This window comes from Vulcaniibacterium thermophilum (genome assembly GCF_007923255.1).
In the GTDB taxonomy this organism is placed as follows: Bacteria; Pseudomonadota; Gammaproteobacteria; order Xanthomonadales; family Xanthomonadaceae; genus Lysobacter_F; species Lysobacter_F thermophilum.
The window spans coordinates 207698-219249 of sequence record NZ_VOHJ01000001.1 but is presented as its reverse complement, the minus strand read 5'-3'; the positions used below and the strand labels follow the sequence as shown (position 1 = coordinate 219249).

At 72.1% G+C, this 11552-nt stretch carries 12 protein-coding genes; 1 reads left to right on the top strand and 11 read right to left on the bottom strand.

Annotated features, from left to right (window positions below; translation table 11 throughout):
• Positions 1-366: sigma-E factor negative regulatory protein (locus FQY64_RS01055; RefSeq protein ID WP_186760818.1), on the bottom strand; the 366-nt coding region annotated here is incomplete at its 3' end.
• Complete coding sequence (gene rpoE / locus FQY64_RS01050; protein WP_146471850.1) at positions 366-998, bottom strand: RNA polymerase sigma factor RpoE; 633 nt, start codon at positions 996-998, stop codon at positions 366-368. The genes rpoE and FQY64_RS01055, both read right to left, overlap by 1 nt.
• 224 nt (positions 999-1222) lie before the next feature.
• Between rpoE and FQY64_RS01045 the strand changes: the two genes are divergently transcribed.
• The gene (locus FQY64_RS01045; RefSeq protein ID WP_146471849.1) at positions 1223-3298 is read left to right on the top strand and encodes a 3-hydroxyacyl-CoA dehydrogenase NAD-binding domain-containing protein; all 2076 of its coding nucleotides are present in this window, start codon (positions 1223-1225) and stop codon (positions 3296-3298) included.
• Positions 3299-3492: 194 nt separating this feature from the next.
• On the opposite strand, the gene FQY64_RS01040 is transcribed toward FQY64_RS01045, so the two are convergent.
• The 9 genes from FQY64_RS01040 to fabG all read right to left on the bottom strand — a co-directional run bounded on the left by FQY64_RS01040 (position 3493) and on the right by fabG (position 11434).
• Entirely contained in the window at positions 3493-3855 is a 363-nt protein-coding gene (locus tag FQY64_RS01040) for a PilZ domain-containing protein (protein ID WP_146471848.1), read from the bottom strand.
• Positions 3852-4823, bottom strand: a complete 972-nt coding sequence (locus FQY64_RS01035; RefSeq protein ID WP_146471847.1) for a DNA polymerase III subunit delta' — start codon at positions 4821-4823, stop codon at positions 3852-3854. Before FQY64_RS01035 ends, FQY64_RS01040 begins: the two co-directional genes overlap by 4 nt.
• Entirely contained in the window at positions 4820-5461 is a 642-nt protein-coding gene (gene tmk, locus FQY64_RS01030) for a dTMP kinase (RefSeq protein ID WP_146471846.1), read from the bottom strand. Before tmk ends, FQY64_RS01035 begins: the two co-directional genes overlap by 4 nt.
• A complete protein-coding gene (gene mltG / locus FQY64_RS01025) occupies positions 5458-6519 on the bottom strand; it encodes an endolytic transglycosylase MltG (protein ID WP_229814833.1) in 1062 nt (353 codons plus the stop codon). Before mltG ends, tmk begins: the two co-directional genes overlap by 4 nt.
• Positions 6520-6527: 8 nt before the next feature.
• Positions 6528-7364 carry an aminodeoxychorismate lyase gene (gene pabC, locus FQY64_RS01020; RefSeq protein ID WP_146471845.1) on the bottom strand — a complete coding sequence of 279 codons (837 nt, stop codon included), beginning with the start codon at positions 7362-7364 and terminating at the stop codon, positions 6528-6530.
• A 116-nt stretch (positions 7365-7480) separates the two neighbouring features.
• Complete coding sequence (locus FQY64_RS01015) at positions 7481-8833, bottom strand: aminodeoxychorismate synthase component I (protein ID WP_146471844.1); 1353 nt, start codon at positions 8831-8833, stop codon at positions 7481-7483.
• Positions 8834-8924: 91 nt separating this feature from the next.
• Positions 8925-10163: a beta-ketoacyl-ACP synthase II gene (gene fabF / locus FQY64_RS01010; RefSeq protein ID WP_146471843.1), complete on the bottom strand. Its 1239-nt coding sequence runs from the start codon at positions 10161-10163 to the stop codon at positions 8925-8927.
• 189 nt (positions 10164-10352) lie between these two features.
• Positions 10353-10592 (bottom strand): acyl carrier protein, encoded by a 240-nt coding sequence (gene acpP, locus FQY64_RS01005; protein ID WP_146471842.1) that lies wholly within the window; start codon positions 10590-10592, stop codon positions 10353-10355.
• 98 nt (positions 10593-10690) lie between these two features.
• Positions 10691-11434 (bottom strand): 3-oxoacyl-ACP reductase FabG, encoded by a 744-nt coding sequence (gene fabG, locus FQY64_RS01000; protein WP_146471841.1) that lies wholly within the window; start codon positions 11432-11434, stop codon positions 10691-10693.
• Between the last annotated feature and the right edge of the window lie 118 nt (positions 11435-11552).

Below are 11552 nucleotides of genomic sequence, written 5' to 3'. Positions count from 1 at the left end.
GGGCGCGGGCCCGGTGTGCGGACGCAGACCGATCCACGCCGCCAGCGCGACCGAAGCCGCCAGCGCGCCGCCGACCGCCCAGCGGCCGGCCCGACGCGGCCGGACCGGCGTCGCGGCCGCCTCGCGGGCGATGCGCTCGCCCACGCGCGCGGCGAAATCCCCACGCGCGATCGCCACCTGCTGCCCGCGCAGGACATCGCCGATGAGCTGCCAGCGGCCCGCGGTCGCGCGCCATTCGGCGTCGTGGCCCAGCCGCTTCATGGCGAAGCGCACGGCATCGCCGTGCAGCTCGCCGTCGATCAGCGCGCTCAGGGTTTCGCGGTCGCCCGTGCCGGGCGCTTCGGGGCGGAAGGGGCTCGTGGACATCAGAACGCGCGCTCCCGTGTGTCGTGGTCGAGCAGGGGCCGGAGCTGGGCGTCGATCGCCTCGCGGGCGCGGAAGATCCGCGAACGCACGGTGCCGATCGGACACCCCATCCTCTGCGCGATTTCCTCGTAGCTCAGGCCGTCCACCTCGCGCAGGGTGATGGCGGCCCGCAGTTCCTCCGGCAGGGCTTCGACCGCGCGCATCACCGTGCGTTCGATTTCCTCGCGCAGGAGTTCATGTTCGGGTGTGGCGGTTTCGCGCAGACGGCCGCCGATGTCGAACTGTTCGGCTTCGACCGCATCGACGTCCTCGTTGGGCGGGCGGCGGTGATGCGCGACCAGGTGGTTCTTGGCGGTATTGACGGCGATGCGGTGCAGCCAGGTGGAGAACTGCGCCTCGCCGCGGAAGCTGCCGAGCGCGCGGTAGGCGCGCAGGAAGGTCTCCTGCGCCACGTCCTGCGCCTCGCTCCAGTCGGGGATGTAGCGCGCGATCACCGCCAGCACGCGGTGCTGATGGCGGCGCACGAGCGCATCGAACGCCGCGCTGTCGCCCTGCTGGACCCGTTTGACCAGCTCCACGTCGAACTCCGCTTCGGGGGACACGTCCCGCTTCGTCGAAAGGTCTTCGGCCATGCCGTGCCGGCACTCCAGTCAGGCGCGGCCGATGGCCGGGCAATGGGACAACGCGTCCGCGGAAAAGTTCAGGGCGCCCGACGCGCGTGCGTCGGCGTTCGGTCGACGTCGGGCCGGCGCGCGGGCGGTCGGGCCGGCTTGGCGCGCCACGCGCGCATTTGACGCCGACGAAACGAGGCCGGGATGATAACGGCCTTTCCCATACCTGAACGAATGGTGCCGCGATGACAGCAGGCATGGACGGTCTCCGCTTCCAGCATTGGACCACCGAGGTCCGCGACGACGGCGTGCTGGTGCTGTCGTTCGACCGCGCCGGAAGCGCCGTCAACACGTTCGGCCAGGACGTGCTGCTCGAGCTGGACGCGCTGCTGGAGCGCGTCGCGCTCGATCCGCCGAAGGCGCTGGTGCTGCGCTCGGCCAAGGCCAGCGGCTTCATCGCCGGCGCCGACATCAAGGAGTTCCAGACCTTCGACGCCCAGGGCACGGTCGGCGATGCGATCCGCCGCGGCCAGCAGGTGTTCCAGCGGCTGGCCGAACTGCCCTGCCCCACGGTCGCGGCGATCCACGGCTTCTGCATGGGCGGCGGCACCGAGATCGCGCTCGCCTGCCGCTACCGCGTGGCCAGCAGCGATCCGTCCACCCGCATCGGCCTGCCGGAGATCAAGCTCGGCATCTTCCCCGGCTGGGGCGGCAGCGTGCGCCTGCCGCGGCTGGTCGGCGCGCCGGCGGCGTTCGATCTGATGCTGACCGGCCGCAGCCTGAACGCCAAGGCCGCGCGCGCGATCGGCCTGGTGGACAAGGTGGCCGAGCCCGCGTTCCTGCTGGACGCCGCGGTCGAACTGGCCAGGCGCGGCGCCGAGCGTCCGCTGCGCCAGCGTTTGCTCGGCTGGATCACCAACACCTGGCCGGCGCGGCAGGTGCTGGCGCCGATGCTGGTGAAGCAGGTCGCCCGCAAGGCGCGCCGCGAGCACTACCCCGCCCCGTACCTGCTGATCGAGACCTGGCGTCGCAGCGGCGGCGGCATCCAGGCGCGGCTGGCGGCCGAACGCAAGTCGGTGGTCAAGCTCGCCTCCACCCCGACCGCGCGCAATCTGATCCGCGTGTTCTTCCTGCAGGAACGGCTGAAGAGCCAGGGCGGCAAGGATGGCAGCGGCGGCAAGCCGCTGCCGGGCATCGCCCGCGTGCACGTGGTCGGCGCCGGCGTGATGGGCGGCGACATCGCCGCCTGGTCGGCCTACAAGGGCTTCGATGTGACGCTCACCGACCGCGAGCAGCGCTTCGTCGACGGCGCGCTGGAACGCGCGAAGGCGCTGTTCGAGAAGAAGGTGAAGGACGAGCACAGGCGCGCCGAGGTCGCCGCGCGCCTGAGGGGCGACCTCGCCGGCGACGGCGTGGCCGATGCGGATCTGGTGATCGAGGCGATCGTCGAGAATCCCGACGCCAAGCGCGCGCTGTACGCGCAGGTCGAGCCGCGGCTGAAGGCGGACGCGCTGCTGACCACCAACACCTCTTCGATTCCGCTGCACGAACTGCGCGAGGGCCTGCAGCGGCCGGCGCAGTTCGCGGGCCTGCACTACTTCAATCCGGTGGCGATGATGCCGCTGGTGGAGATCGTCCGCCACGACGCGATGGCGCCCGAGACCGAGCGCCGCCTGGCGGCGTTCTGCCGCGCGATCGACAAGTTGCCGGTGCCGGTGGCGGGCACACCGGGCTTCCTGGTCAACCGCGTGCTGTTCCCCTACATGCTGGAGGCGGCGACCGCGCTGGCCGAGGGCGTTCCGGGTCCGGCGATCGACAAGGCGGCGACCGCGTTCGGCATGCCGATGGGACCGATCGAACTGCTCGATACCGTGGGGCTGGACGTCGCCGCGGGCGTGGGCGCGGAGCTGGCGCCGTTCCTCGGGCTGCAGATCCCCGCGTCGCTGTCGGCGCCGCCGCAGCCCGGCCGACGCGGCAAGAAGGACGGCCAGGGCCTGTACCGCTGGGAGAACGGCAAGGCGGTCAAGCCGCCGCTGCCACGGGACTACCGCGCGCCGGAGGATCTGCAGGACCGCCTGATCCTGCCGATGCTCAACGAGTGCGTGGCCTGCCTGCACGAGGGCGTGGTGGCGGACGCCGAACTGCTCGACGCCGGCGTGATCTTCGGCACCGGCTTCGCGCCGTTCCGCGGCGGCCCCATCCAGTACATCCGCGAGACCGGCGTCGATGCGGTCCGCGCGCGCCTCGAAACGCTGCAGGCCAAGTACGGCGAGCGCTTCGCGCCGCGGCCGGGCTGGGACGATCCCGCGCTGCGCGCCTAGGAGCGCGGCGCGGACGAGCCCGAAGGCGACTCCGCGCCGCGCGCGGCATGCGTCGATGCGCGCCTGAGGTCGCCCACCGTTGTGGGAGCCGCTTCAGCCGCGACCCGGAAGCCTGGCAGGCATCCTGTTTCGCGGCTGAAGCCGCTCCTGCAGAACACGTGGGCTCGAGGCGACGGGCGCGCCTCGCCGGCGGCTCACATCGTGTGCGTCGGCCGCTCGCCGCTGAGCTGGCCTGCGAGCAGCGTCTCGATCTTGCCCTTGATGGCCTCGCCTTCGGCGCTGTCGGCGAACTGCACGCCGATGCCGGCGGGGCGATTGCCCTGCGCACCGACCGGGGTGACCCATACCACCTTGCCCGCCACCGGCAGGCGCTCGGCCGAATCCGGCAGGGTCACCAGCAGGAAGACCTCGTCGCCGAGGAAGTAGCGCTTCGGCGTGGGCACGAACAGGCCGCCGGACTTCAGGAAGGGCATGTAGGCGTTGTAAAGCTGCGCCTTGTCCTTGATCGCGACCGACAGGATGCCCTGCCGCCCTGCGCCCGCTCCCGTTGCACTCATCGCTTGCTCCCGGTGTCCGCCGGACGCGGCTCGCCGTCGCGCCAGGCCATCAACAGCTCGGCCACCGCGAGATCCGCGCGCACCGTGGTGCGCAGCAGATCGCGGGTGCGGTTGGCCCGTTCGAACCAGGCCCCCAGCCTGCGCACCTGCGCCGGCTCGGTCAAGTCGCGCGCGGCGCGGTCGAGGGCCAGATCGGCGGCGTGACGCAACCGCAGCTCGGCGTGCTCGTCGCCGGTCCAGCGCTGCGCCGTGCCCAGCACGTCCGCATCGCCGCGCGCCAACTGGTCGAGATCGCGCGCGACCTCGCGCCGCAGCGCCAGCCCCTCGCCCTGCAGCCAGGCATCCGCCAGCCCGGGGTGACCGCGCGCGGCCTCGAGCGCCTCGACCGCATCGCGCCCGGCATGGCCCTGCGCGCGCAGCCAGTCGAGCGCTTCCTGCCGCGGCGGCAGACGGAATTCGAGCCGCTGGCAGCGGCTGCGGATGGTGGCCGGCAAGCGCGCCGGATGCGCGCTGACCAGCCACAGATAACGACCGGGCACCGGTTCCTCGAGCGTCTTCAGCAGCGCGTTGTACGCGGCCGCGTTCATCGCCTCGGCGGGATCGATCAGTGCGACCTGCGCGCTGCCGTACTGCGGCGTGAGCGCCAGCTTCTCCGAGACCGCGCGCACCTGCTCGATGACGATCTCGGTGCGCAGACGCGTGCCTTCGCGGTTCATCTCCAGTCCGACGGCGTGGAAGTCGGGATGCGTCCCGCTCGCCAGCAGATGGCAACTGCGGCATGCGCCGCAGGGCTCGCCGTCGGGCCGTCGCTGCGGGCACAGCAGGCGCTGCGCAAGCCGTTCGGCCACCGCGCGCTTGCCGAGCCGGGCCGGCCCGCAGAACAGCAGCGCATGACCGAGGCGGCCGCCTTCGAGCGCCGCCACCGCCTGCGCGTACGGCCGCTGCTGCCACGGCGCGAACGCGGTCATCGCAGCGTCTCCAGGTAGGCGCGCAGCGCGCCGACGGCCGCCGCGACCACGCGCTCGGGGGCCGGCGTGGCGTCGATCACCCGGATGCGCCCGGGTTCGGCCTGCGCGCGTTCGCGGAAGGCGGCGCGCACCTTTTCGAAGAACGCGTCCTGCTCGCGCTCGATGCGGTCGGGATACACGTCGCGCCCGCGCGTGCGTTCGCGCCCGTGCGCGACCGGCACGTCGAGCAGCAGCGTCAGCCCCGGACGGATGCCGACCGCGCGCCGCTCCAGTTCTGCGATGAACGCCGGATCGAGCCCGCGCGCGCCGCCCTGGTAGGCGTAGCTGGAATCGGTGAAGCGGTCGCTGAGCACGAATGCGCCGCGGCGCAGCGCGGGCAGCACGGTCTCGCGCACGTGCTGGGCGCGCGCGGCGAACATCAGCAGCAGTTCGGTCTCGGGCGCGGGCGGCTCGTGGTCGCCGGCCAGCAGCAGGGTGCGGATCTGTTCGGCCAGCGGCGTACCGCCGGGCTCGCGCGTGCTGACCACCTCGTGCCCGGATTCCAGCAGCGCATCGCGCAGCGCGGTCAGCACCGTGGTCTTGCCCGCGCCCTCGCCGCCTTCCAGCGTGATCAGCCGCGGCTCGGTCCGCAGGCTCATCGGCGTTCCGCCTCGGCCCGGCGCGCGGCGCGGTACTGCTGCAGGTAGGCGCGCACGTTGGCGTTGTGCTCCTCCAGCGTGCGCGCGAAGCGGTGACGGCCGCTGCCGTCGCCGACCGCGACGAAATACAGATCCTCGCCCGGCGCCGGCTTGGCCGCAGCCATCAGCGCATCCTCGCTGGGCATCGCGATCGGTGTCGGCGGCAGGCCGGTGCGGGTGTAGGTGTTGTACGGGGTGTCGGTGTCGAGGTGCACGCGCCGCAGGTTGCCGTCGTAGTTCGTGCCGAGGCCGTAGATCACGGTCGGGTCGGTCTGCAGCTTCATGCCGAGCTCGAGGCGCCGCGCGAACAGGCCGGCGATGCGCGGGCGCTCCTCGGCCACGCCGGTCTCCTTCTCGACGATCGAGGCGAGGGTGAGCAGTTCCTCGGGCGACTTCAGCACGCTGTCCGGCGCACGCTGCGCCCAGGCGCGTTGCAGCGCTTCCTCCATCGCCGCATGGGCGCGTCTGAGCACGTCGAGATCGCGGTCGCGGCTGCCGTAGTGGTAGGTTTCCGGCAGGAAGCGGCCCTCGGGATGCTGTCCGGGATGGCCGAGCGCCTTCATCAGCGCGGCATCGTCCATCGTCTGGATCGTCTGCCTGAGCGGTTTCGCACGGGCGAGCGCCGCGCGCAGGTCGCGGATGTTCCAGCCGGGCACGATGGTGAAGCGGTAGCTGACCACGCGGCCGTCGCGCATGGCGGTCAGCAGCGCCTTCGGCGTGGTCTGCGGCGTGAGTTCGTACTCGCCCACCTGCAGCCGGCCGGCGGCGCCGAGCTGCTGCGCGAGCAGCCGCCACGCCCAGTCGTCGCCCTGTCGCACGCCGGCCTCGCGCAGCTTGCGCAGCACCGCCGGCAGCGAGTCGCCCGGCGAAACCTCCACCCGCGTGCCCGCTTCCACCGTGGCCAGCGGCGCGTCGACGAACGCGGCATAGCGCTGCCAGCCCCAGGCGGCGACCGCCACGGCGAGCGCGATCAGCACGAGCAGGAAACCGCCGAAGCGGCGCGTGCGGCTGCGGGCCACGAAACCTCCTAGAGCACGAGTCCGGGATGCGCGTCGGCCAGCGCGCGCCGCAGGGCGTCCACCGCGGGGTGCGGCGGCCAGCGGCGACGGCCGAGCCGCGCGACCGGCAGGATACCCCGCACGGCATTGCAGACGAACAGCGCCTCGGCGCGTTCGACATCCTCCGGCGACAGCCGGACCACAACCGCCTGCGTGCGCGGAACCAGCCAGGCGCGACACACGCCCGCCACGCCGCAGCGATCCACCGGTGGCGTGTGCCAGCGGCCGCCGCGCAGCGCGAACAGGTTGCCGGCGGTGGCGCACACCACGTCGCCTTCGGTGGAGCACATCAGCCCTTCGTCGGCGTCGCGGTCGGCGCTGCCGGGCTCGTCCCATTCGCGCCGGGCGAGCACCTGTTCGAGCCGGTTGCAGTGCTTCATTCCGGCCAGCGCCGGCTGCAGCGCCAGCGCGGTGCGGCACCAGCGCAGCACGATGCCTTCCTCGGGCGCGGCCGGCGGCAGCGGATGGCGCGCCAGCAGCCAGGTGGGCGCGGCGTCGCGCGGCGGCGCATAGCCGCGACCGCCGCTGCCGCGCGTCACGACCAGCTTCAGCACCGCGTCGTCGCCGGCGAGCAACGCCCCGGCTTCGGCGCGCACCTGCGCCGGATCGGGCAGCGGCAGGCCTAAACGCGCGGCGCCCTGCGCCAACCGCGCCCAGTGCGCCTCCCACCACGGCACATCGCCGCGATGCGCGCGCATCGTCTCGAACAGGCCGTCGCCGTAGGCGAGTCCGCGGTCGTCGGACGGCAACGCATCCAGCGGCCGATCGCCGCGGAACAGACGGAAACGGGGCGGAGGCGCGGTCACGCGGTCGGGAACGTCACGGGATGGGGCAGTCTAGCGGGCGAACACCGTGACCGTGGCGCCGGCCGCGCGGGACGAAGGCGTCGCGCATCACGGCATGCGGTCGCGGCCGAAGCCTCCTACGACGCGTTTCCCAGCGCGCGCAGCAGCCCGCGGGCCTTGGCGCGGGTTTCCTCCAGCTCGCGCTCGGGCACCGAGTCGATCACGATGCCGGCGCCGGTGCGGAAACGCAGGGTGTCGCCCTCGAGCTCGGCGGTGCGGATCAGGATGTTGAGGTCGAGGTCGCCGTCGCGGTTCAGCCAGCCCATCGCCCCGGTGTAGGCGCCGCGGCCGACGCCTTCGAGCTCGGCGATGATCTGCATGCAGCGCACCTTCGGACAGCCGGTGATGGTGCCGCCGGGAAACACCGCGCGGATCACCGCGCCGGGCGTGGCGTCCGCGCGCAGGCGGCCGCGCACGTTGCTGACGATGTGGTGCACGTGGGCGTAGCTCTCCACCGTCATCAGCTCGTCGACCTCGACGCTGCCGGGCGCGCAGACGCGGCCGAGGTCGTTGCGTTCGAGGTCGATCAGCATCACGTGCTCGGCGCGTTCCTTCGGATGTCCGACCAGCTCGCGGATGCGCGCGGCCTCGTCGTCGCCCGGCAGACGCGGCCGGGTGCCGGCGATCGGACGCGTCTCCACGCTCTCGCCGCGGATCGCGACCAGCCGCTCCGGCGAAGAGCTCACCACCGCCCAGTCGGCCTGCGCGAACAGGCCGGCGAACGGAGCGGGGTTGTGGCGCCGCAACTGCGCGAACAGCGCCGCCGGCTCCGGCGCCTGCGCGAAACGCGCGCGCCAGCCGCGCGACAGGTTCACCTGGAACACGTCGCCGGCGGCGAGGTAGTCGAGCACGCGCGCGACCCCGTCGGTGAAGCGCGCGGGCGCGTCCTCCTCGAGCGCGACCGGCGGCGTCCACGCCGGCGGTGCGACTTCGCCCGCCGCCCGCGCATCGCCTTCGATCGCATCGAGCAGCGCCGCGTGTTCGGGCTCCGCCACCGCCACGCATTCGCCGGTCACGCGATCGCGCAGCACGGCCGCCGGGCAGCGCAGCGCGATCGCCACCGGCAGCGCGCCTTCGGCCTGCGGCAGGCGCAGCACCGGCTCGACCTCGCCCGCCAGCTCGTAGGCCAAAAGCAACGCCCAGCCGCCGCGGAACGGCCAGCGCGGTTCGTCGCGCGGCACCCGCAACGCCTGCCAGGCGGCGTCGAGCGCATCCAGGAAGCCGCCGGGCAGCGCGCGTCCGGTGTGGTCGCGGGTGACGCCATCGCGCCCGCACACGAGCGCTTCGCCGCCCGTCGCCAGCAGCAGATCCCAGCGCCCCTGCGCGGTGCCGTGCGCGCTCGACTCCAGCAGCACCGGATAGCGCTGCGGCGCGAGCCGGTGCAGCGCCAGCAGGTCGAAGCCGGCGGGCAGCGCGCGGGTCAGGATCATCGGGTGGGATGCGGGATCGGGATTCGGGATTCGGGAGAGCGAAGCTGCGGCGCGCCGAATCCCGAAAGCCGAAGTCCCAAGCCCGGCTTCTTCAGATCCGCCGGAAGATCAGCGTGCCGTTGGTGCCGCCGAAGCCGAAACCGTTCGACATCGCCACGTCGACCTTGGCCTCGCGCGCCACGTTCGGCACGTAGTCGAGGTCGCAGCCCTCGCCGGGCTCGTCGAGATTGATGGTCGGCGGAATGATGCCGGTGTGCAGCGCCATCACCGAGAAGATCGCCTCGGCGCCGCCGGCCGCGCCCAGCAGGTGGCCGATCATCGACTTGGTCGAACTGACCATCGTGCGGTAGGCGTGCTCGCCCAGCGCGCGCTTGATCGCCAGCGTCTCGGCGACGTCGCCGAGCGGCGTGGAGGTGCCGTGCGCGTTGAGGTAGCCGACCTCGTCGGCATTGACGCCGGCATCCTTCATCGCCGCGATCATGCAGCGCGCCGCGCCCTCGCCGTCCTCGCTCGGCGCGGTCATGTGGTAGGCGTCGGAGCTGGCGCCGAAACCGGCCAGCTCGCAGTAGATGCGCGCGCCGCGCGCCTTCGCGTGCTCGTATTCCTCCAGCACCAGCACGCCGGCGCCGTCGCCGAGCACGAAGCCGTCGCGGTCCTTGTCCCACGGACGCGATGCCTTCGCCGGCTCGTCGTTGCGGGTGGACATCGCCTTCATCGCGCAGAAGCCGCCCATCGAGGTCGGCGAGGATCCGCGCTCGGCGCCGCCGGCCAGCATCACGTCGGCATCGCCGTACTGGATCATCCGCATCGCCACGCCGATCGAGTGGTTCGACGTCGCGCAGGCGGACACGGCCGAGAAGTTCGGCCCCTTGATGCCGGTGAGCAGCGACACCTGCCCCGGCAGCATGTTGATGATCGTGCTCGGCACGTAGAACGGCGAGATCTTGCGCGGGCCGCCCTCGTGGTACTTGATGGCCTGTTCCTCGATGCCGAGGATGCCGCCGATGCCGGAACCGATCAGCGCGCCGATGCGGTCGGCATTGGACTCGTCCACCTTCAGGCCCGCGTCCTCCATCGCCATCAGCGAGGCGGCCACGCCGTAGTGGATGAACGGGTCCATCTTCTTGGCGTCTTTCGGACTCACCCAGCGGGTGACGTCGAAATCGCGGATCTCGCCGGCGATGCGGGTCGGGAAGCCGGACGCATCGAAATGCGTCACCGGGGCGATGCCCGAGCGGCCGTTGACGATGCCGTCCCAGGTGCTGGCGAGGTCGTTGCCAAGCGGGGAGACGATGCCCATCCCGGTGACCACTACGCGGCGTTTCGACATGACGGACTCCAGAGTGTGTCGTGACCTCGCCGGCGGCGCGCCGGCCTTTGGTGCCGGCGCCCGCTGCGCCGGCTGCCCACGGCGGTCGGCTCGTGGGTACGGGGCCGTACGCGGCCCCAAACGCACGGGGCCGCGCGGACGCGGCCCCGGAACGACGGCACCGCGCAAGCGGCGCCGTCCGCGATCGGATCAGGCCTTGACGTGCGCCTTGATGTAGTCGATCGCCTGCTGGACCGTGGTGATCTTCTCGGCCTCTTCGTCCGGGATCTCGCACTCGAACTCTTCCTCGAGGGCCATGACCAGCTCGACCGTGTCGAGCGAGTCCGCGCCGAGGTCGTCGACGAACGAAGCGTTGTTGGTGACTTCCTCTTCCTTGACGCCAAGCTGTTCAACGACGATCTTCTTGACGCGCTCTTCGATGCTGCTCATGTGATGGCTCCTCTCGGGAGGGTTGAATCAAAGGGATAGTGTAGTGGAAACCGGGCCGTGCAACCGCCCGGGCGGGGCCGACCGCGCCCCGTGGCGGCTCAGGGCATGTACATGCCGCCGTTGACGTGCAGCGTCTCGCCGGTGATGTAGGCGGCGGCCGGGCCGGCCAGGAACGCCACCGCGCGGGCGACGTCGGCCGGCTCGCCGAAGCGGCCGAGCGCGATCTGGCCGAGCATCGCGTTCCTGGCGTCCTCCGGCAGGGAGCGGGTCATGTCGGTGTCGATGAAGCCCGGCGCGACCACGTTGACGGTGACATTGCGGCTGCCGATCTCGCGCGCCAGCGACTTGCTGAAGGCGATGATGCCGGCCTTCGCCGCCGCGTAGTTGGCCTGGCCCGCATTGCCGGTGACGCCGATCACCGAGGCGATGTTGATGATGCGGCCCTTGCGCGCCTTCATCATGCCGCGCATCACCGCCTTGCAGGTGCGGTAGACGCTGGTCAGGTTGGTGTCGAGGATCGCCTGCCAGTCCTCGTCCTTCATCCGCATCAGCAGGTTGTCGCGGGTGATGCCGGCGTTGTTGACGAGGATGCCGATCGGGCCGATCTCCTTGGCGATCGCGTCGATCAGCGCGTCGATCGCCGCGCCGTCGGTCACGTTCAGCACGCGGCCCTGTCCGCCGTGCGGCGCGAGACGCTCGCCGATCGCGGCGGCGCCGCTCTCGCTGGTCGCGGTGCCGATCACGGTCGCGCCCTGCGCGGCCAGTTCGTCGGCGATGGCGGCGCCGATGCCGCGGCTGGCGCCGGTAACCAGCGCGATTTCACCCTTCAGCGGTTGGGTCATTCCCATTCTCCCTGGATGATGTTTGAGCCACGGACGGATGCGGTTCCGCACGGAGAGCGCAAGGATCCGTCATGCGGTAGCGCGGCGTGACCGCAGTGCATCGCTCGTATCCGCGCCT